18 protein-coding genes, 1 pseudogene and 1 riboswitch are annotated in these 22324 nt (G+C 25.5%); of the genes and pseudogenes, 5 read left to right on the forward strand and 14 right to left on the reverse strand.

Annotated features, from left to right (window positions below):
- Positions 1 to 264, forward strand: a pseudogene (locus tag F801_RS03970) (IS3 family transposase); the annotation flags it as partial.
- Positions 265 to 329: 65 nt separating this feature from the next.
- Here the strand turns inward: F801_RS03970 and F801_RS0100010 are convergent.
- The 8 genes from F801_RS0100010 to F801_RS0100045 form a co-directional block, all read right to left on the reverse strand.
- Complete coding sequence (locus tag F801_RS0100010) at positions 330 to 1826, reverse strand: ABC transporter permease (protein ID WP_227861713.1); 1497 nt, start codon at positions 1824 to 1826, stop codon at positions 330 to 332.
- 238 nt (positions 1827 to 2064) lie between these two features.
- Positions 2065 to 2823, reverse strand: coding sequence for an ATP-binding cassette domain-containing protein (locus F801_RS0100015; RefSeq protein ID WP_020104442.1), 759 nt, complete (start codon positions 2821 to 2823; stop codon positions 2065 to 2067).
- The gene (gene cypl / locus F801_RS0100020) at positions 2804 to 4015 is read right to left on the reverse strand and encodes an ABC transporter thiamine pyrophosphate-binding lipoprotein p37/Cypl (RefSeq protein ID WP_015084309.1); all 1212 of its coding nucleotides are present in this window, start codon (positions 4013 to 4015) and stop codon (positions 2804 to 2806) included. Before cypl ends, F801_RS0100015 begins: the two co-directional genes overlap by 20 nt.
- 50 nt (positions 4016 to 4065) lie before the next feature.
- Positions 4066 to 4155: riboswitch (TPP riboswitch) on the reverse strand.
- 51 nt (positions 4156 to 4206) lie between these two features.
- Positions 4207 to 4542: a histidine triad protein HinT gene (gene hinT / locus F801_RS0100025; protein ID WP_013302440.1), complete on the reverse strand. Its 336-nt coding sequence runs from the start codon at positions 4540 to 4542 to the stop codon at positions 4207 to 4209.
- Positions 4543 to 4575: 33 nt separating this feature from the next.
- Positions 4576 to 6216: a HinT-interacting membrane complex lipoprotein P60 gene (locus tag F801_RS0100030; protein ID WP_015084310.1), complete on the reverse strand. Its 1641-nt coding sequence runs from the start codon at positions 6214 to 6216 to the stop codon at positions 4576 to 4578.
- A gap of 8 nt (positions 6217 to 6224) precedes the next feature.
- The gene (locus F801_RS0100035; RefSeq protein ID WP_020104443.1) at positions 6225 to 8393 is read right to left on the reverse strand and encodes a HinT-interacting membrane complex protein P80; all 2169 of its coding nucleotides are present in this window, start codon (positions 8391 to 8393) and stop codon (positions 6225 to 6227) included.
- 125 nt (positions 8394 to 8518) lie between these two features.
- Positions 8519 to 9445 (reverse strand): SPFH domain-containing protein, encoded by a 927-nt coding sequence (locus F801_RS0100040; protein ID WP_014335745.1) that lies wholly within the window; start codon positions 9443 to 9445, stop codon positions 8519 to 8521.
- A 2-nt stretch (positions 9446 to 9447) separates the two neighbouring features.
- On the reverse strand, positions 9448 to 9969 hold the full coding sequence (locus F801_RS0100045) for an NfeD family protein (RefSeq protein WP_014335746.1): 522 nt from the start codon (positions 9967 to 9969) through the stop codon (positions 9448 to 9450).
- Positions 9970 to 10022: 53 nt separating this feature from the next.
- On the opposite strand from F801_RS0100045, the gene F801_RS0100050 reads away from it, so the two are divergent.
- From F801_RS0100050 to F801_RS0100065, 4 genes are read left to right on the forward strand one after another with little or no spacing between them, the layout of a single operon-like run.
- On the forward strand, positions 10023 to 10820 hold the full coding sequence (locus F801_RS0100050; RefSeq protein ID WP_014335747.1) for an HAD-IIB family hydrolase: 798 nt from the start codon (positions 10023 to 10025) through the stop codon (positions 10818 to 10820).
- On the forward strand, positions 10821 to 11408 hold the full coding sequence (locus F801_RS0100055) for a nucleoside/nucleotide kinase family protein (protein WP_020104445.1): 588 nt from the start codon (positions 10821 to 10823) through the stop codon (positions 11406 to 11408).
- Positions 11409 to 11439: 31 nt separating this feature from the next.
- Positions 11440 to 12348 (forward strand): DnaD domain protein, encoded by a 909-nt coding sequence (locus tag F801_RS0100060; RefSeq protein ID WP_014335749.1) that lies wholly within the window; start codon positions 11440 to 11442, stop codon positions 12346 to 12348.
- A 1-nt stretch (position 12349) separates the two neighbouring features.
- Positions 12350 to 13219: a P-loop NTPase family protein gene (locus F801_RS0100065; protein ID WP_014335750.1), complete on the forward strand. Its 870-nt coding sequence runs from the start codon at positions 12350 to 12352 to the stop codon at positions 13217 to 13219.
- Positions 13220 to 13283: 64 nt separating this feature from the next.
- On the opposite strand, the gene F801_RS0100070 is transcribed toward F801_RS0100065, so the two are convergent.
- Genes F801_RS0100070 through F801_RS0100095 form a run of 6 tightly spaced genes read right to left on the reverse strand, consistent with a single transcriptional unit; the run spans position 13284 to position 22143 of the window.
- Complete coding sequence (locus tag F801_RS0100070) at positions 13284 to 13715, reverse strand: DUF3899 domain-containing protein (RefSeq protein ID WP_013302447.1); 432 nt, start codon at positions 13713 to 13715, stop codon at positions 13284 to 13286.
- Between the two features lie 18 nt (positions 13716 to 13733).
- Positions 13734 to 16037, reverse strand: coding sequence for an ATP-binding cassette domain-containing protein (locus F801_RS0100075; protein ID WP_013302448.1), 2304 nt, complete (start codon positions 16035 to 16037; stop codon positions 13734 to 13736).
- Positions 16037 to 17101, reverse strand: coding sequence for an ABC transporter ATP-binding protein (locus tag F801_RS0100080; protein ID WP_013302449.1), 1065 nt, complete (start codon positions 17099 to 17101; stop codon positions 16037 to 16039). The genes F801_RS0100075 and F801_RS0100080 overlap by 1 nt, the downstream gene beginning before the upstream one ends.
- A complete protein-coding gene (locus tag F801_RS0100085) occupies positions 17101 to 18255 on the reverse strand; it encodes an ABC transporter permease (RefSeq protein WP_013302450.1) in 1155 nt (384 codons plus the stop codon). Before F801_RS0100085 ends, F801_RS0100080 begins: the two co-directional genes overlap by 1 nt.
- Positions 18248 to 19303 (reverse strand): ABC transporter permease, encoded by a 1056-nt coding sequence (locus tag F801_RS0100090; protein WP_013302451.1) that lies wholly within the window; start codon positions 19301 to 19303, stop codon positions 18248 to 18250. Before F801_RS0100090 ends, F801_RS0100085 begins: the two co-directional genes overlap by 8 nt.
- Positions 19303 to 22143 (reverse strand): OppA family ABC transporter substrate-binding lipoprotein, encoded by a 2841-nt coding sequence (locus F801_RS0100095; RefSeq protein WP_020104446.1) that lies wholly within the window; start codon positions 22141 to 22143, stop codon positions 19303 to 19305. The genes F801_RS0100090 and F801_RS0100095 overlap by 1 nt, the downstream gene beginning before the upstream one ends.
- Between the last annotated feature and the right edge of the window lie 181 nt (positions 22144 to 22324).

Raw genomic sequence — 22324 nt, forward strand, 5'->3', positions numbered from 1 at the left:
TTCAGAAAAATTAAAACAAAAAGGAATAACTCAGTCCATGTTTCGAAAAGGAAATTGTTTAGATAATAGCATCATTGAATCATTTTTTGGGACATTAAAAAGAGAATGTTTTTATGGTCGCGAAAAAGAATTTTTAACTTTTAAACAATTTCACAAAGCAATTGCAAATTATATTTATTATTACAATTACAAACGAATTAAAGATAAAATAAATGAATGTCTCCCATTAAATTTAGGGAAACATTCATTTCAAATTATAATTAATTAAAACACTCAAAAATTTTTTCAAGAAAAGGGTATCACCTCAAGTAATTCTTGTTGTTTTTTTATTATTGATCTGAACTAAATTTATTTTTAAATATTACTTTAATTTTTGTAAAATAAGTATTTAAATTTTTAATTAGATAAAGTTGGCTAATTTTTTTATTTTGAACTATTAGATTAAAATAGAATTGCAAGAGTTGAATAATTGCTATAAAAACTCAACTAATTCAAGAGTAAGTCATCAACTCCAAGATGTTTTCTGTTCTTTCTCCTGCTTGGCCTACAATACTTATTTTTGAACCTAATAAAGACCCGCCAACTGAACCTAATAAAATTAATGTTTGAACTTGATTTTCAAAGTAAAATAGTAAAAATGATAAATAATCTTTTTTTATAGATGGAAAAACAAATTTGATAATTCTTTGAAATTTACTTTTACCTTGAATTTCTAAAGTCTTATATATTTCTCAATTAATTGAATTAATACTTTCATTTAATTGTTTAACTAAACTAGTGGATTTACGTAATGCAGTTATCACTGCTACTAATAAAAATATATTAGTTCCTATTCAAAAGATAGAAAATAAATAAATAAAAATGATTGTTGGAATTATTCTAAATAATGTATTTAAAAAACGAAGCGGAATTCATTGTGTCACATTATTTAATTTTTCATTTCCTAAAATGGAAAATACCAAAGAAATTATTGCAATTATTGTAATAGAAACTATACACTGATAAATTAATATTAAAATTCAGTAAAACGGATTATTTTCTTTATTATGTGAAAATACTTCATTTTGAAAGCTAAAAAAATGATTTCAAAAGTTTTTAATATAGTTTGGATACAGTGTAAAGGAAGAAATTTTTATAATTGAATATATGTTCAATCCAACAAAAAATAAGACAAAAAATCATTTAAAAATTCTTCTAAAATTTAATTTTATTCATAAAAAAGAAGTGTTTTGATAATTTATATTTTTTATATTTAAGATAACTTTATTTAAAAAAAGAGTTAGAAATTCAAAAAATATAATGGTTACTAAAATTACTAACAAAGGTATACCAACAACAGATCAACCTAATGAAAAATCTCTTGCATCATTTAAGAGCAATCCAATCCCAATTACTCCAGCAGCATTTATTATTGTGGTTCAGCGAATGTTGCTTTCTAATGAATAAACAAAAAACATAAAATATTTATTAACTATATAAGGGAACAAAGTTTTTCTAAAAGAAGCAAAATTTTCATTAGTTTTCATATGCATAATTTTGTAATTAGTTTTATCTAGATTATTTAAAAAATCTAGAAAATACTTATGCATTCACAATCAACTAAATCAAAATAAAATTAAAGTTGCTGCTAATTCTTTGTCAAAACCTATAGAAAAAAAATAAACAAATAATGAAATTGGAAATGCTTTGAAAAAAATAATTATTATATTAATAATGTATCTTATAAATTTATATTTTTGAAAATTAGAACTTACAAAAGAAGTAAAAAAAGCGAAAATAAAGCCTAAAGTTGTACCCAAGGCACAATAACGAATAGTTAAAAACATGTAATACCAACTTAATTGTCACAGAGTTCAACTTGGATATTTTTTAGAATAATTTGAAAAAGTAAATAATTCTTTTAAATTTTTTGTAAAAATTCTTGTAGAACCATAATTAATTGGTTGAAATAAGGAATAAAAGGAGAAAATAAATAATAAAAGGGAAAGCAATAAAATTAAAATTTTTCATTTTAATTTTAGTTTTTTATTGTTTTTATCTACTCATTCAAAAAATAAATTTTCTTTAATCATTTTTAAAAACCTGGTCTAAAATATTTGAATTTATTTCTTTATTTGATTTATAAAAATGATATTCTTGATTTTTAATTAGTAAAATAGAAGAATCAAATTCATGAATTAAATTAACATTGTGAGTAACTATTATCAAAATTGAGTTAAATTTTTTAGCCATTTTAATAATTAATTCAATAATATTTTTAGAAATATTAGGGTCGAGGAAATTTGTAGGTTCATCTGCTATAATAATTTTGGGTTTTTGCATCATTAATTTAGCAATTTCTACTCTTTGTTGTTGTCCTCCAGAAAGTGAATCAACTCTGTGGTAAATTTTGTCCAAAATATTTAACTCTTTTAAAACAGAAGTAATTTCTTCTTTTTGAGATTTACTCACTAAATTAAATATGTTATAAAATAAATTTTTATAATCTTGAAGTGATCTTACTATATTGGTAAAAACTGTTTCAAAAGGGATTGAAGTGGTTGTCTGATTTAAGAAACTTACTTCTTTTAAGAAGGATTTTCATTCTTTTTTGTTTAATTGAAAAATATCTTGTTTATTAAAAAGGATTGTTCCTTCAATTACATCAGTTTGTTTTAAAATTGTTTTTAATAAAGAACTTTTTCCTTGGCCTGATGAACCTAATAAAAACAAAACTTTATCAGAATCTATATCTAAGTTTAGGTTCTTTAAAATTATGTAATCATCATTTTTATTTTTAAATGTTAAATTTTTTATTTCTAATTTATTTAATGGCTTTTTCATAAACTTCTACAATCTCTTTTTGGAAATTGTCAATTTTTTTATAACCATTATACCCTAAAAGTGGACCATATGTATCTTGTTTATTTTTAGCTAAATTAATGAATGTTTGAACAATTAAATTTTGTTCTAATTGGTTAACACTTTTTCTAAACACTCCAACATCATACGGAATTGGATTAGTTACTATAAGTGCTTCCATCTTTTCATTTGCTTTAGTTTCAAAAGGTTTTGTTGCTGATTTGTTATGTGTTCAAGCAAAAGAACCTTCTTCTGAAAAAGCAATATGGAAATCATCTAAAGTTCCCAATGTATCTGCAGATTTTTGTTTATATGCGTTTGGATGTGCGCTTCTGTCTTCATTTAGTGTTGTAAATTTATTTTGAAAGTGGTTTTTTAATATAGTTTCTTCTAACTTGAATTTAGAAGAAGAATTATCTTTACCGTGTAAAATTCCAAAATTTCTAAATGTATTTCAATCTTTATCATTTCAAGCTTTTTTAATTTTAGCTAGAGTTTCATCATTACCTTTTATTCAAATCATTCCTCTATAAAAATTAGCTTGAACAGTTGGATCGTAAACACTTTGATAAACATTACCATTTCACTTATGATTTTCATCAGTTCAACTTGCATATGGAGTTTCAACAAAAATTTTATTAATTTCTTTAGCAATTTTTACAAGTGGATCTGAATCTGTACCATCAACATAAAATTTATCTTTTTCTTTGTCAAATACAAAAGAATTAGTTGTTGTTTCTAATGCAGGAGTTATTATACCAGGATTATTTTTTAGAAATTCTACCAATTTTCCTGAAGCATTAATTCCAAAATCTAATTCAGGATTGTCAGTAGATAAATTGTTTAACAACACAGTAGAGTCTTGAATTGGAGTTACTTTAAAATCAACGTCATCGAAGTTTTTGGTTTTATCATTTGCATTTTTGAGTTTATTAAATTCTTTTTTGAAATTTTCTAAAAATGTATTAATAACTTCTTTGTTAACTTCTTTATCTCCTTTTTTCTTGTTTAACCAAGCTTCTGAAACACCAAATGTTATACTTTTATCTCATTGACCTTGACTAACTGATACATCCTCTTGCTTGACTACTCCTGTATTAGAACATGATATAGCAAATGCTATTGGCGAAAATATAGATGAAAATAGAATAAAATTTTTAAATTTTTTGAGCAAAAAAGCTACCTCCTTAATTAATTTTTGTGACAGAGATAGCTTTAAAAATTTGTAAATAAAAAACAACTCGTTACGCTAGCATTATCTAGATCAACTTATAGAGTATTTCTCAGCCTTTTACAGCACCCCTGTTGAAATAATTATACAAAAAAAGTAATGTAAATTAAATTTTTACATTACTTTTTAAATTTTTATTTTTTATAATAAGGAATTATGTGTACATGTGTATGAAAAATTGATTGTTCTGCATCTGGTTCATTGTTAATTAATAATTTAAATCCAGTAGCACCTAATTTTTTAATCTCTTGTAAGGCAAATTCCCTTGCTTTTACAATTAAATATGATAAATCTTCATCAGATATAGAAAATAAATTTCTTGAATAATTTTTTGGCACTACTAAAAAGTGACCTTTTGTATGTGCGTATTTATCTAAAAAAGCTATGACCTTATCATCTTCATACAAAATGGTTGCTGGTTCTTCTCTTTTGATAATTTTTAAAAATAATTCTTCTTGTCAATTGTTCATAATTAAAATTATATAAAAACTAAATTATTTTATTTATTTTTTCTCATCTTTTGTATCATCTAATTTAATTACTGAATCTTTAACATTTATTTTGTATCCCATGTTTTCAAAATAGGATTTAACATCATTAAAAATTAAGTTTTGATCTGCTAAAAATAAAGAAAAAGCAAGGATTTCTTGTTGTTCTAAAGAAGATCAAGGTGTGTTATCTAAAGAAAAATATCTCTTAGTTTCTTTGGTTTTTTCATCAGTTACAACTTTATCAAATAAAGGAACGATTTTGTTTACATAACTAATACTAATTTTTGAAGCATCGGAAGAAAGTGAAACAATACTTGCTGGAACCTCTTGAGGTAATTTTTCTCCATCTTTGTTTATTTGTGGAGTGTAAGTGATGTTATCTTTGTTATTTCAATCAATCATAACTTTGTAAAAATAGCTATTATCTTTTATTTTTTGATTATCTGATTTAATAGTAATTTTTACAACAACATCTGCACTTTTTTTATTAGAAGTAATTAAAGAAGGATAAATTTTTTCTACAGAATAAGTAGCATTTTGAAGTGAATTAGAATCAGCTTCAATGTCAATATCTGTAGCTAAAAGCGCTTCTTTTTCTTTGTTAGTATCAAAAGTTGATTTCAGTTTTATTGGAGCTAATTTTACTTGATTTCATTTGCTATATAAACTTAATTGGTCTTGGCTAAATATTCTATTTGAATCATCTAAAAATCCTGATCTGATTTTAAAATCATTTTTTAAATGTGTTAAAGAATAATCTAAATCGTTTCTTGAGCTAACACCTTGATTGTATAAAATTCCTTGATAACCATATAAGTTGTGTAAATCTATTGAATCATTTGCATTTAAAAATTCAAAATTTTCTTCTTTTTGTGTAGTTTTTGAATCCAGTGCAGCATCAGCTAGAACTATTGCGTTAAAAGAATCTGCATCATTAATTTGAGTTGCTGCAAATGTTGCTAAATCAATAGTATTTGTTGATTCAAATTTTCAAACTTGTGCTGGTTGTTTTTCTAATAAAAGCTTCATTAAGAAGAAATCTTTTTCATTTGTATCTAAGCTTTCTAAAATATTTTTGGTTGTGTATGAAGCTTTATCACTTGTTCCGTCTTTGTAAATTTTAGAATCTTTAATGTCTTTACTATCTTGATTTAATAAAAAGAATTTAACTAATAATAATTTATTAACAATTTCAGCGATTCCTGTCTCTAAATTATTATATAAAATTTTAAATGCAGGAATTTCAAATTTGCTTCCAGAACCTAAATCTTTTTGAAGAACTTTCAAATCATTTGAATTTAAAACTTGATCTTTTAATAATTTGGAATATGTTGTGTATGTAAAGTTTTGATCTTGTTTTAATTGGTAATTTTGATAGAAATTAAAAGCTTGTTGTGCCTCTTTAAAGAAGGCTGAATTTGTATCATTGAAGTTAGCTTTTATATCGCTTGGTTTGAATTTATAAACTTTTTGTGCCAAAATTGTTTCTACAAAAGCATTATCTACATATCTTGCAACAATTTTGTCTTGTAGTTTTTTATTCTCTTCTATTCTTTGTGGACTTTCAACATTGTAGCTACATGAAATTAAACTAATTGCTGATAAACCTAAAACAGGAGCTAAAACTCAAAGTGATTTTCTAATTTTTTTCATCATTTCTCCTAATTAGTTCCTACTTTAAACAAACTTTGTAATTCATCTAGTATTGCTTGTGAAGCTGTTTTATCCGGTTGTGTTTTAATTACTCAGATTTTTTTGTTTTGGTTAAATTCATAATCATTAATTAGTCTTGTTTCTAGTTCTTTTTTGAGATAAGTTTGTACATTTGAATTAATTTTTAAAACTTTATTAATTACAAATGAGACTAAAAAATTATTAGAAAGTTGAGTTATGTCGTCTAAATATTTTTGTTTTTCTGCTTCAGTTCTGTTTTTATCTGCTAATAAAACATCTTTAAATTTTTGATCTTTTATTGAAGAATATAAAGCAAAATCATCATTTTGAAGTTCAGATAATAAAGATGAAAGGTCAATGTTAGAATTTATTTTATTATCAAATTGGTTATTAGCTTTTAGTTGTAATTCTTTGTCAATTATTTTTTCAAATTCTTCTCAAGATTTAATTTGTGAAACTTTTAAAATTGACATACCTTTGTCATCAAAAACGATTCTTATATTTGGATTGTCAGTTAGAGAATAACTATTACTAATTCTAAAATTATCTTTTTCTTCACCAAAAGTTTTCTTAAGTGCTTCACCTGCTTTGTTTAATTCTGTATCACTTAGTTTTTCTATATAGTCTTTTAAACGACGATTAATTTCTTTTATTTCTGCTACAGTTTTACCTACTAAAGAACTTGAATCAGGAAGTAAGTTTTTATTATTTTTAAATACTTCAGATTTAATATTTTCAAATAAAGTTTTAGAAAGGAGTTGAGTTGTTGATTTTGGTTTGTAGAGTTTGTCTAAAAAGGAAAGTCCAAATTGTACTGAATTGTTTTCAAAAATTTGACTTAGATTTTGTAATGGTAATTTTCCATATGAATTAGCAAGAGTTTTATTTGTTGAAGGATTTATTACTGTTAATAAAACCTTATCTTCTTGATTAGTTTTATAACTTTCTGCTTCTTTTTTGAAGGATTCTAGAGAATCTAAACCATTTCTTACTACTTTTGCTTTAAGAACATTTGGTTCTACTTCAACTAAAAAATAAGTCAATAATTCTTCAAGATCTGCTTTAGCTATTTTTCAAGGTGATTGTGAATTTTTATCATCTGTTTTTACATTTACAACTATTTTAGACATATCAAATAAATGAAAGTTATTTTTTAAAACAGCTCCATCATTAAAATAGATTTCGTTAAAGAGTTTTTTTGGATACATATAATCTTTAACAAATGATTTACTTAAAAAAGCAGCAACTTTTTGATCTTCTTTACTTTTTTCTATCTCTTCAGGTGTTTTATTTTCATCTTTTGGATTTTTAATGTTAGGCAAGAATCCATTAACAAAATCTTCACCATCTTTTGTTGCTAAATTAATAATGTTTTTAAAGAGACGATCTCCTTTGTGAAAAACTACTTGTCCTGATTTATTTTTAATATCATTTTTAAGGATTCTATTTGTAACATCTGAGTTTGTAAAAGAAGTATTTAATTCAAATTTAAAACGAGCAAAAGCAACAGGAATTAGAGCTTGGAAAGTTAGATAGTCAACTGCCTCATCAAAACTTTTAGCATTTCCGTATTTTTCAGTTGCTAATTCTTTATTGAACTCTGTTTCTCAGTTGTTAAATCCAAAGTTCTTTTGGAATTTGGTTCTTTCATCTTTTAATTTATTTTCTTCTTCTTTTCTAACATCTTCTTTTGATTTGATAGTAAATGTTTTTCCGTTGTTAGAAGTTTTATCTGAGTTTGTATCATTTCAAGCTTTTTGGAATAATTCAGCATTTTCTACTTCTTGATCATAAAGATATTCAACAATTTTTTTCTTTGCAAGTTTTAGTTCTTCATTTTGTTGTTCACCTGTGGTTTTAATTGCACTTAAAAGTTGTGAAGTAGAAATATTTTGATCTCCTGTAGGAGTACTAATACTTACTAAAATATCGTTTTTATCTCTTTGTTGAACTAAAGCTCCAGAAGTTTTTGAAGCACCAACTGGAACACCAATTCCCAATCCTAAAATCAAAGCAAAAGCACCGACTCCAATAATAGAATAAACCACTTTTCTTTTTTTAGAAACAGGTTTTTTTGATTTTTTATTTTTTGGTTGGTTGTTTTTTTCTTTGGAATTAAGACGAGCAATTTTTTGTAATAAATTCAATTTACTCATATTCTTTCTCTTTTTCTAAAATTATTTAGTTTTAAAATTTTACTAAATTTTTGCAAAATTTAAAGCATAACAAACAAATAAAAAACAAAAGACTTAAATTCGCTTCTTTAAGTCTTTTGAAAAAATTATTTGTTTTCGCTTGTTTTTTCTTCTTTAAATAATTCTGAAACTGTAGCCATTGTAGAAGCTACATTTGATAAGTTAGGTGGGATAATAATTTTTGTTGCTGTCCCGTTAGCTAATGTTCCTAACTGATCAATTGATCTTAAAACAAGTACTTCTTTTGATACTCTTGCGCTATTTAATAATTCGATAGCTTCTTTGGTTCCTGATGCTTTTAAAATTTGTGATTCTCTTTCAGCTTCAGCTGCTAAGATAGCTGCTTGTTTTTTACCTTCTGCTTCAAGAATAGAAGACTGTTTAAATGCTTCAGCTTCAAGAATTTTTGCTGTTTTAGATCCTTCAGCTTCTAAAACATTTGCTCTTTTTTCTCTTTCAGCTCTCATTTGTTTTTCCATTGCATTTTGAATTTCTCTTGGAGGAATTATATTTTTAATTTCTACTCTATGAACTTTAATTCCTCAAGAATCTGATGCAGTGTCTAATATCTGAGTTAATTTTAAATTAATTGTATCTCTTGAAGTTAATGTCTGATCAAGCTCAAGATCTCCTAATAAATTTCTAAGTGTTGTAGCTGATAGATTTTCGATTGCTTTAATTGGTCTTTCTGCTCCATATGCAAAGAGTTTTGGATCTGTTATTTGTAAAAATATAACTGAATCAACTTTAATATTAGCATTATCTTTTGTAATGATATCTTGTGCTGGAAAGTCAAACACTTTTTCTTTTCAGTTATCTTTTAAACCAATTTTTTCAATAAATGGCCAAATAAAGTGAAGTCCATTTTGAATTGTTCTGTGATATTTTCCAAGTCTTTCGATTATATAAAAATGTGATTGCGGAATAATTTTAATTCTGGAAATTAAAAGTACTGCTAATATAATAACAATTATTATAAAAATAATTAAAATTACTAAACCTGCTGTTGTCATTGTTATTCTCCTTTTATTGTGTCTTCTTGCATTTTTGCTCTTTGAACTATTAGTGTAGTACCTTCAATACGAACAACTTTAACAAATGTTCCCTCAGAAATAAAACCTTGACCTTTATCAGATAAAGTACGATAAATTTTTCCGTGAATATTGATTTGTCCATATTTAGTTTCTTCAAATCCTTTTTCTGAACTTGAATGTGTTAAAGGAATAGGATCTAAATCTAATAATTCTAAAATTGGTCCTTCATATTCTGTTTTATTAAAAAGACGTTTTAAGAACTTAAATAAAGAAAAATAAAGAATTAAGAACAATAAAATGAATAGAATGATTTGTAATGTTATTGATCAAATTTGACCATTAGTTGTGATTGCTAAAATAAATGGAATAACTGCAGAAACTGAAATTAAACCTGATCAAACACCTGTTGTAAAAAATTCAACCAACAAGAAAACTACAAAAACTACTGCTCATACAACAATCATTACTATATATGCTGAATAGTCATGTGATCAAAAATTCATTTTGCTCCTAATTTTTTAATTTTTATTTCTATCTTTATATAATTATAAACAATATGTTGAAGAAAAAAATTTTTTTCATTGATTTAGATGGAACACTCCTTGATGTTGGATTTGGTATTTCTGCTAGTATGAGTAAAAAAAATGAAAAAGCAGTTGTAGAAGCTTCACAAAAGAACATAATTGTGATTTCAACTGGAAGAAAATATTCAAAAAAAGTTGAAGAAATTGCTAAAAAAACACAAGCAAAATATGTTGCTTGTTTAAATGGTTCTTACATTTTAAATCCTATAAATAATCAAATTTTAAAAGAAGAAATAATCCAGAATTATTTAGTAAAAGATATATTTAAAATTGCACAAAAACAAAAAATTTCTTTTTCAACTGATAATGCAAAACATCTTTTTGGTCAAGGTTTACAAAACCAAATCTTGGCTTTTATTACTAGTTTCAAATCTTTTCAATATCAAGATTTTAAAACAGAAAATGCACACAAAATTTTAATAATGTCTATTTCGAAAAAGAAAATTGTGAAGACTTTTTACGAAATAAAGAAAAAATACAAAGGAGTTGTTTCTTTAGCATTAGTAGCTAAAGGAAGAGCAATAGAAATCACTAATAAAAATGCAACTAAAGGAGAAGTGGTAAAATTTATTGCAAATTTAGAAAATTTTGATTTAGAAAATACAATTCATATAGGTGATTCTATGAATGATGCTTCTACAAAAAACATTGTAGGTACACTTATAGCATTAAAATCAGGATCAAAGAACTTAAAAAAAATAGCCAATAAAATCGGACCTAAATCAAAACCCGCTGGTGTAGCAAAAATCTTAAGAAAAGAATCGGATTAAATGGAAAATAAACACAAAACTTATGCAGTGATTGGAAAATATGCTGTAGGAAAAACAACATTTTTAAATTTACTTCAAGAATATAGTAAAAAAGTATTAAAAAAAGAACAAAAAATTTTATTTTCTGATGAATTTTTTCAAATGTGCTATTTAAAAGACAATCCTTGTTATCTTGCTTTAAAAAACTACAATCCTGCATTTGTTAAAGACATGAAGGTAAATAAAGAAAAATTAAGAGAATTTATTAGAAGTAATCCAGATAATATTAATATCATTGAAAAACTTGTTTATCCTTTTTTAGAAGAACATTTAAAAAATAATAAATATGATTTTGTGGAAATTCCTAATTTATATTCTAAAAATGCAAACTTTGCTGTTTATTTCGATAAAGTAATCCGTATTTTTTCTTCTGAGGAACAACGTGTTAAAAATATTGTTAATAAAAATGTTAATAACTCGATTTCTAGCTTAAATGACTTCTTAAATAAAGGATTTTGTCACAAAGTGGATGTTAATATCTCTAATTCAGAGTGGAAAAATGAAGACTTTTTTCCTAAATTTTTTTCAGAATTAAATAAAAATTTATAAAATTAAATCAACAAATAAATTGGGAGATTTTATGAATAAAAAATATTTAATTTTTGGAACAAAAAATATTGGTAAAGAAGATTTTAGATTAATAAGATTTTTTTATTTGCCTATAATAGAAAAAGAAGCTTATATTTTATTTAATTATTTTTATGATTTTGAATTTTTTAACGAGAAAAAAGAATTTTTGAATCTAAATGATTTAGAATCCATTTTCAAAATGGATCAAGTAGTTTTTGAAAAAAACAAAAAGATTCTAGAAGCTATTGGTTTAATCAGAACCTTTTATAATGAAGAAAAAAAAGTTGTACTTATTGAATTAAAAAAACCTTCAACTATTAATCAGATTTTAAAAAATCATTATTTTTCAGAATTACTTATTAAAAAAATAGGTCAAAACAAATTTAATGAGTTAATTGAAAGATTTTCTGAAAAAGACTATAAAAAAGAAGGATTTTCTGAAGTATCAACTAACTTTTTTCAAATCTTTATTTCAGATGATGTTAAAGATGAAGTTCATATCAATGATATAAAAAGCAACATTGAAGCAAAACAAGTTTTAAATAGTAAAAGATATATTGAATATTTAACTCACAGACTTCCTATTCCTAGTCTTGAAAAGAAAGTAGAACATTATCACCAACTTGGTTTTTCTTTTCATGCATTAAATGAAATTTTAGATTACTGTTATAAAATTAATAATAAAATTAATTTTCAATATTTTGAAAAAATAGCAAAAGATTTATTTAATAAAAAAATTATTTTACATCATGAGGTTTATCAAGAACTTTTAGAAAAATTTGAATACAAACAAAAAATTAATTCAAAATCTAAGCCCTTATTTGATCCATATGAAACTTTACAAAATGATACAGAAGAAATAAACAATACAAATGTAATAGATGATTTTTTAAAAGAAGTAGAAGAAACGGAATGATAAAATGAAGACTAATAAAATCTCATTAAGTGATGTGTCAATAGAAAATAATCAAGAAGATTTGGAAAAAATAAAAGAATTTTTCCTAGAAAAAATAAATGCTGATCCTGAAGTTCAAAAAATTATTAAGAACTTAAATGTTTCTAAAGAAGAGTTAACAGATAATATTGATGTATTTTTAAATTTTTTAGATCAAGAACCAAATGCTAAATTTTTAAAAATAATTATTAGAGACCCAATAACAAATGCTTTAAAAATCAAACTAGTAGAATCACAAAAAGATAAATCTGAAATTTTAGAAAAGTATATTTTTCTAAAAGAAATTTCACAACTTTCTGCTGCACATTTATCAGATAGTTTTAAAGAAAACTTTTTAAAGCAAATAAATAATGAAGTAAAACGTAATGTTTATAATTTATGAAAAGAAGTACCTAAAAGTAAAAAATGATGTTTTATTTTTGGACCCTCTTTATCTGGTAAAACTGTATTTTTTAAAATTCTTTCATGAAGTATTGTCTCTAAGCAAAAATCTGTTGTTTATACCAATTTTCTTGATTTAGTTAATTTATATTCAAATTCAATTTCAAAAAAAGGTCTTGCATTTGAAATAATTAATCAACTTAAAAATGCTGATTATCTTTTAATTGAAGATTTTGTTAGTTCTAATGATGTTTCTTGATTTATTGAACAAGTTTTAAATCCTGTTTTAGATAGTAGAATCAAGGAAAATAAGAAAATTTTTATTTCTTCTCTTTATAGTTTAAGCCAAATTGAACAAATGCTAACTGATAACTTAAAAAAGGAAATGAAAATACAAGAAATTAAAAAATTTATTAATAGAATCCAAAATTACTCTAAAATATTTAAATTATAAAAGTTTTATTTTTAAAGGAAAAATAAAATATTCAAGCACAAAGCTTGAATATTTTTTATTAAAATTATTTTGCAAAATTTAAGTATGGCAATGTAATCAATATTAATAATATTCCGGTTATAAATCCTAATAAAATAGGGATTAATGATTTTCTTTTTCTTTCACTTTTTAGTTTGTCATCATTTACAAACTCTAGTTCTTCTAAATGATTTTCTCTTCTCATTTTGTTTTCTGAAGATATTCTTCAATTTTTATAGCTTTTAGAATAGTTATTAAAAAATCCAAATCTAAGCACTGTAGCAAATGTACTCATACAAATTAATAAAAGTCCAACAACTGATTGTGCATCATATCAAGTACTTTTTCTAACGTATACTAAAACTAAATACAAAATAATTGAAACTAAAGTTCAAAAAACAATTCAGAAAAGAGATGCTTTATTAAAATCTCTTAGAATTTTTTTTCTAAAAAATGAAACTACTTTTTCTTTCGACATAATTTAATTATATGTTAATTATGCTTTTTTGAGTCATTCATTAATTTGTTTTTGTGTTCCAAAAACATAATGATGTTGTTCTACTTTTTGTGAAACTATTTTATTTGGAAACTCTTGTTCTGCTAAGTAAGCATTAACAAATGGTAAAGGTTTGAAAGGAATATGTGCATTAGACATTTTAGGAACTGACTCAAGCAAGTTTTTTGTATAAGGGTGAATTGGATTATTATAAACTAAGTGAGTTTTTCCTCTTTCAACAATTTTTCCTGAATGTAAGATTATAACTTCATCCACTAAATATTCAACAATAGATAAATCGTGCGCAATGAAAATCAAGCAAAGATTTTTTTCTTCAACTAATTTTTTAAGAAGGTTAACAACTTGCGCTTGAATAGAAATATCAAGTGATGCAATTGGTTCATCCGCAATTAACACTTTAGGCTCTACAATTAAAGCTCTAGCAATAACAATTCTTTGTCTTTGTCCACCAGAGAATTCATGTGGATATCTATAAGCAAATTGTCTGAGTAATCCAACACTTTCTAGAGCTTCATAAATTAATTCACTAGTAATAAACTTTTTAATTCTTCTTTTTAGAAGAGTATATGAAGCTGAACTTTCAATACCGAAAAATAATCTAATATTTTTATAAACTTTGAAAATGTTTTTGTTTTCAATAGAAAAGGATTTTATAACTTCTTGTTTTTCTTTAAATCTATTTTTAAAGCTATTGTAAAGATCTTTATCTTTTGCAATTAGTGTCAAAAATTTATTGTGAAGTTCAACAACTTCTTTTTCTAACTTAACTATTTTTTCTTTTAATTCTTTATTTTGTGAAGTAAATAAAGCTAATTCTTCTTCTTTTGCTTTTTGAACTAAGGAGAATTCTTCAATAAATTTTCTTGTTTCTTCATCAAAGACTTTTTTAGCTTGTTCATGAGCTTCACCAACTTTTTTGAGCTCTTCTTCTAAATAAGATTTTAGTTGTTTATCTTTTTTAGGAAAACTAACATTATATTTACTAAATACAGATTCAAATAAAATTGTTGGTTTATTTTTGTAATGAAGACTTCCGTTATAATCTGAATCTTCAACAAATTCATCAACATTTAAATTAGATAATCTATCAATGAATTCATGTCTGAAATTTGTAACTGATTCAAATTTTTCGCTTTTTTGATTAACTATTAAAACATTTTGTTTTTCTAATAAAAATGTTTCTTTTAACTCTTCAAAGCGACTAATGAAACTTTCAATTTTAGAAAAAGTTAAATTAGTAAATTTTTTAAAATGCAAACTTAAATAACTATAAATTTCGTAATTAACAACTGAAAGTTTTTTGTAATATGAATATTTTTGAACATCTTCTGTTATTAAAGCATTATTCAAATTCATTTTGTACTCATATTTGTATTGTGACACATAAGAATTTAGTAAGTTTTTGGAGTTATTGTACTTTGTTCAATTTTCTCAATCTTGTGATATTTGATCTAAGTGGGTTGGATCTTCTTTGACTCTGACAAAGTGAGAAATATCTTTAATTTTTTCACGAATTTCTTTGAGCTGATTTGCTGTATTTTTAACATCTACTTCATCAAAAGAAATTTCACCTTTACGGTATTTTTCTTGCATCTCAAAATAGAATTTATATAAAATTCCAGCTCTTTTATAAACATCATTGAAATTTTGTGTAAGGATTAATTGTTTTTTATCTAAAAAAGTAAAATATGAGTTAAAAAATTCTTCAATTTCTTTTTTATTTTCAAGACTTAAATTTTCAAATTGAGGTTTTCAAAGATTAACTTTTACTTCAAATTCTTCTAAAAAATTAGTAAGTTTTTTATTGTAATCGTGTACATTTTGAATATCAATTTCTAAATATTTATCCAAAAATGTATATTTAAAGTTTTTAACAACTTCTTTTCAATCTTGAAAAAGTTCCCTCATTTTTTCTTTTAAAATCCCATTAACAATCAATGGTTCTTTTAAAATAGAATAAATATTTTTTTGTCCATTTAAAGAAGAATATGGATCTTGGAAAATCATTTGAATATTTTTTCTTAAAAATAGATTTTGTTTTTTTGTTAATTTGTTTCCAGAAATAACTTCATCTAATAAAGTAACTTGACCACCGTAAGATTCATATAATCTAATCAAAGATCTACCAACTGTTGTTTTACCTGATCCAGATTCACCAATTAAACCTAAAATTTTTCCTTGTTGGATACTAAAATTTACGTTATCAACAGCTTTGACAACACCAAATTTATTGGAAAAATATTTTTTTAAGCTTTGAACTTTTAATGTTGGTTTAACTTGCATTATTTTAATACCTCTTTAAATAGTTTTAATCTGGATTGTAGCTCTTTAGTTAGTTCAACTTTTGGTGCATCTGGATGTAATAATCAAGTAGCTGCAGCATGTGTTTTAGATATAGAAATTAATGGTGGTTCTTTTTCAAAATCTAAAGCTAACGCATAATCATTTCTTGGAGCAAATGGATCACCAGCTGGAAGATTTTTCATATCTGGAGGTGAACCTTGAATGGTATAAAGTTTTTCATCTCTATCTTCAGGAATTGCTGAAATTAAAGCTCAAGTATATGGATGTCTTGGATCAGTAAAAATGTCTTTTCTTGTTCCTTTTTCAATGATTTTTCCAGCATACATTATGTAAATATAATCACAGAATTTTGCAATAACTGAAATGTTATGAGAAATGAAAATAATTGAAATTCCATACTCTAATCTAATTTGGTTAAACAAAGCAAGAACAGACGCTTGAACTGTTGGATCAAGAGCAGTTGTTGGCTCATCAGCAATAATTAAATCTGGATTTGCGGCAACAGTCATTGCAATAATAATTCTTTGTTTCATACCACCTGATAGTGTATGTGGATAAGAGTTAAATCTTTCTCTTGCACGTTCAAATCCAAAGGATTCAAGAAGAGAAATCAAGTATTCTTGTTTTTCTTCTTTTGTTTTAAATCTATCTGATTTTTCAAGAACATCAAGCAATTGTTTTCCAATAGTTCTAGTTGGATTTAAAGCAACTAAAGGATCTTGTGGAATGTATCCTACTTTTTTTCCTCTAACTTGTAATCATTGTTTATCTTTTGTAAATTTAGCAACATCAATACCACTAATTAACATTTTATCAGCTGTTGTTTTAGCAAATTCATTAACACCTAATAACGCTTTTGAAGTAACAGATTTACCAGATCCTGATTCTCCAACAAGACCAACAATTTGTCCTCGTCTAATAGATAAATCAACACCTCTTACTATTTCAACGTACTTTTTACCCTTGATTTTGAAGGCAACTTTTAAGTTTTTTAAATCTAAAACTTTATCTTCTAAGTTGATTTTTACTTCTGAATTTGACATTATTTTCTACCTCCAATTCTTGGATCAAGTGCGTCGTGAATTCCGTTTGCTATAAATCTTGTACTTAAAGCTAATATAACCAATATAAAGGATGGGAATAATAAAGCTCAAATATTTGAATCTGCTAGTTGTCTTGAAGAGTTAATAATTAATCCTAAATTAGCTGGTGAATCAGCGCTTTCTTTTAAAAATCCCAAGAAAGCAAGTCCAGCAATAATTGAGATAGCTGATAATAGTCTAGATACAAAACCAGAAAGGAGTTTTCCTAAAATATTTGGAAGTATGTGTGAATAAATTTGTCTTAATTTTGAAGCACCAACAGCTTTTGCAGCTTGAATGTATTCTTCATCTTTAATAATAATTGTATAAGATCTAGCTAAATAAGTTGGACCAGTTCATCCTGTTGCTGTTAACAGAATTATAATTACTATTGTTTTTGGTCCAAAAATTCCTATAAATATAACAAAGATAACTATTCAAGGAATTGAGTTAAACACATCGATTATTCTTAAGAAGATATTGTCAATTCATTTTCCTATGTGGTAACCTAAATAAGTACCTAAAAGAACACCGATTACACTTTCTATAACAGCTATAATTGCTGATATTCCTAAAGCATTAAGTGTTCCAACTCAAGTTCTTAATCAGATATCACGACCAAATTCATCTGTTCCTACAATAGAAAAAATTTGTTTATTTGCTAATACTGAAATTACTTCATATGGATTGAAATTAGCTAAATATCTTCCCGGAACTATTTCTTCTACAACACCGTGAATTAATGGATGTTGTGGTGTTGACTTACTCAAAATTTTGTCTAAAAGATCTTGTGAGATATTGTTTTCAAACACACCTCAAGTACCTGGTTTTTGTGAAAACACAAGTTCATTATCTACTCCAGAAATTGGTTTTGTTGTATCAAATGGAGAAAAAGCAGCTGTAAAAATTGCTGTTAAAAGAAGCAAAATGAAGACTATTGTTGCAATTAAAGCAAGTGGAGTTTTGAAAAAGTTTTTTAATGTATCTTTTCAAAGTTCAGAAACTTTACCTGTAATTTGAAAAGAATTGAAATGATTTGGAGAAACTTTTAGTAACTTAAGATCTTCTTGTGTTAAGCGATATTTTAAGTTAAATTCTTGTGATGAATTAGACATTACTCATTTCTCCTTGTTCTAATTTTTCTTTGCTTTGTTTTCTTGATCTTCATTTTTTAAATTCTACTCAGTAATTTCTTTCTGATTTTGAAGCTATTGAAATTCTTGGATCCATAAATACGTATGAAAGATCGGCAACAATATCAGTAACTAATGAAAGTGAAGTAAAGAAAATTAAAGAAAACATTGAAACATTTATTTCTCCATCTTGGATTGCATTAACTATTATTGTTGATGAACCTGGAATTCTGAAAAATTGTTCTAAAATAATTGATCCTGATAGTAGAGCTAAATATGAGAAAATTAGTGTTCTTACTAAAGGAATTGAAGCATTTCTGAAGACATGTTTTGTAAAAATTTTGAATTTTGATAATCCTTTTGCTTTTGCAATTAATACTTGATGTGAAGACAATGTTGTAACAACTCAGTTCCTTACTAAGAAGGTATATCCTGCTATAGAAGAAAGCACGAAAACAACAATTGGCGGAATTAATGAAGTAATCATTGTTCCTACTGAATAATCTTCGGCATCCTTAAATTCAAAAGGTAAATTTACTTTTAGAGCTATTAAAATTATAAAAGGAGCTAAAACGAATGAAGGTAAAGCAACAAAAACTGTAGCAAAAGATGTTATTGAAGCATCTTGTCATTTACCTCTTTTGTAAGCTGAAATAGTTCCTAAAATAACTCCTAAAATTACACTGATGATAAATGAAGGAAGTGAAACTAAAATTGTGTATCTTAATGGTTTAAAGAATAAAGCCGGAATTGAAGTTTCACTGGATTTGTAAATTTTTCCATAATCTCCGTGGAAAATTCCAACTGTGTAATCTCATAATCTAACAACTGCTGGTTTATCAAAACCATTTTCTTTTTGCAATTTAATTAATTGTTCACTTGCATCTGTTGATTTGGATTTTATAGCATCAACCGTATTAACAAAAGGGTTGTTACCAAATTTAGCCATTATTAAATAAACAATAACGTAAATTACTATAAAAGTTACAATTGCGAGTAATAATCTTTTTAAAATGTATTTAGTCAGCATTATTGTTCTCCTTCTTTTTTAAGAAATGGTTTAATAACGATTTGGTCAGGTGGTAGAAAAGAATTATCTGTATCAGGTCTTTGCAAGTTAGGATTTAAAAAGAAAACACTTGGTGTGCTTCCAATTGTAGTAAGTCCTAGTGTAAATGGTTGTAAACTATATAATGAAGTAATTTCTGAAAGAAGTTCAGCAACTTCATCATCGCTATGAGCTAATTGGAATTGGTTATTGAACAATCCAGTTTCTTCATTTAATGAAAATTCTGCATCATATTTTTTGAATTTTTTCACTGTTTTGTTAGTTGTTGGATCCTTTTCCTCAACAATGTGATTTGTAATTCATTTTGATACATCTGGTTTTTCATCTCTGTTTTTATCATTTGGATCTTTTAAGTCTCTAAGTCCAAAATTTGGTGAATTTGGAGCATCTTTTCATTCAGCAAATGGTCTTATTTTTCCTTTATATTCATCTTTTGTGAAGAAAGCTTCTAGTGCTTTTGAATATTTGTAGAACATTGGGAATGATTTGACAAGATTAGAATTTGAATCTAAAGAAGCAAAATAACTAGCTGCTGCTAATCCAGTTCCAGCGTTTTGTGTTAATCCATCTATAGCTGTTCCTGCACCATTGTAGTCATAACTTCATCCCACATAGTGATATGGACCTGTTCCTCTAATTAAGAAGTTTAAATAATTATCTTTAGTTACAGGAACCTCTGATGTTGTATCAATACTTAATCTTGGATCAAGAGATTCTATTGCTTTTGCAGCTTCTTGATATGCTGAAATTTCTTTATTTGAAGAATTTATATATCTTGTTGCTAATGTTCATTGAATTTTAGTTTTTGGATCTAATTTTTGTTCTGCATAGAAATCATCTAAAAGTTTTTTCATTTTTTGTTGTAGAACTTTAAAGTTCGGTGCTTCTCTTTGAATTGCGTTACTTGATGGATTGTTTATATTTTGTTTCTTTTCTTCTTCTGGAGTTTTGGTATAGAATCTATTTCCGTTTTCGTCTATAGCAAAAATGGTTGATACTTTGTCATAAAGTTGTCTTGCAGTTTTATCTTTAGCCAAAATATTATCAGGAGAAACAAATGAGTATCAAGGAAGAGAAGTATTAGATATAATTCTACTAATTGTGTAAAGATTTCAAGCTGAATAAATAATACTTCTAAATTGAAGTCCTCTTCCACCAAAAACATATGGAACAACTTTAGCTCCACCTTGTGCAATTTCAGCTAATGAATATCCAAAGTAAAGTCTTGAAAATGCATCATTAAATTTATAAAGTTTTGTTGGATCAGTATATTTAACATCTGAATTATTGCTTGAGGAAATTACTTGATTCATTGAACCTGGTAATAAAGATGCATAAGTTCTTCAAACAATAGAATCTAAAGCTTTTCCTAAACCATATCTACCACCTAGTTCTTTAAAATGAGTTAATGCATATTTTTTATCATTTTCGGATAAACCTGAGAATGAAACTGATGGAATAGTTTGTTCTTTAAAGTTATTAAATTGAGCTGATGTATATGTTGATGCATTTGGATATTGAGAGTATTTAACAGTTATTTTTTTCACTGAACTAGGTTCTGCTTCTTTTCATCCTGTTCTTGGATAATATGGATTTCTTATATATACAATTTTATTTTTGTCTCCATAGTTAATAATTCAAGGTGATGCATAAAGTAAATCTTTATCATAATCTTGACCATATCAGTAGAAACCATATTTTAAAGCTTCGCCTGTTTCACCATATAATCCTTGTTCTTCTTTAACTCTTACTGTTATGGGTTTTCCGGATTGTTCTTTTACTTCTTTTAGAACTGATACTTCTTTTGTTTGTTGTTTAACTCTTTCATTAATAAAGTCAGAAGGAACTGGTGCAAAGAAATAAGAATCAAAAATTATTTTCTGCAACATTTGGAAATAGTTAGCTTGAAGTCCTGGAGTTTGCAATGGTGTGAAGGTTAATACTTTTTTACCTTCGTAATTTGTTAAAAAAGTATCTTCATTTAGTAATTTGCTTTTATCTATTCCAAAAACTTTAAATAAATAATCATTTTCTAAATCAGATGCAAATCTTGTACTTTGGGGATTTAAATTTTTTATAGCTGCTTTTGCTGTTTCATCAATTTTATCGCTTCCCCCATGAGATTTTCTATATGTTTGATCTAATAAATTTTTTAGTTTTCAAGAATAAAAAAAGTCTTCTGGTTTTACTGTATATTTAGTTGGTTTTCCTTGATAATCCACTCAAGGAACATTCTCTTTAATTTCAATTTGTAAGTTTTTTGCTTTTGATAAAGTATCACGGAAAAATTTTGAATTTATAGACTTTGGATCGTTAGAAGTAAGAGTATAAATTGATTGAGTTGGTTTTTCACCTGCAGTTAATTTTCCTAATTCATGTTTATCATTATCAAAAACATAAACTTGATCTTTATGGTTTTCATCCTCAACTGTAACTATAAATTTTTTAGCAACAGCTAAAGCGAAATATTTATAAGAAGGGGATACATAATTGTATTGATAAGATTTTATAGTAACTCCCTTTTCTATTTTATCTGGTTTTGCTACTTTGTCCATAACAGTATCACCTTCGTAAATAGTTTGAACCAAATATGGACCATTAGTTAAATAATCACTTTCGGTACTAGGTGAACCTGCAAAATCAGAAAAGCCATAAAAAGCATAAAAAGAACTATCTGGTGCATTAACATTTGATAGTAATTCATGTTTTTGTCACATCGGAGTCACACCGCAAGAAACTAAAAAACTAATGGGAATTACTGAAACTAATGAACCTAATAGTAATTTTTTCTTTTTTAACATATAGTCTCCTTTCTTTTTTATCACTAAAAAAGCTTGTATTTTGAACAATACAAGCTTTTTATTTAAATTAACTTTTCTAATATTATTCAAAAATTTTCAAAACAAAAAATGCAATATTTGCCATAAGAATATTGTTAGTAAATTTGGTTTTCTTATTTTCAAAATTTCTAAATTTCATAAT

Source organism: Mesomycoplasma hyorhinis ATCC 17981 (assembly GCF_000383515.1).
Taxonomy (GTDB): Bacteria; Bacillota_I; Bacilli_A; order Mycoplasmatales; family Metamycoplasmataceae; genus Mesomycoplasma; species Mesomycoplasma hyorhinis.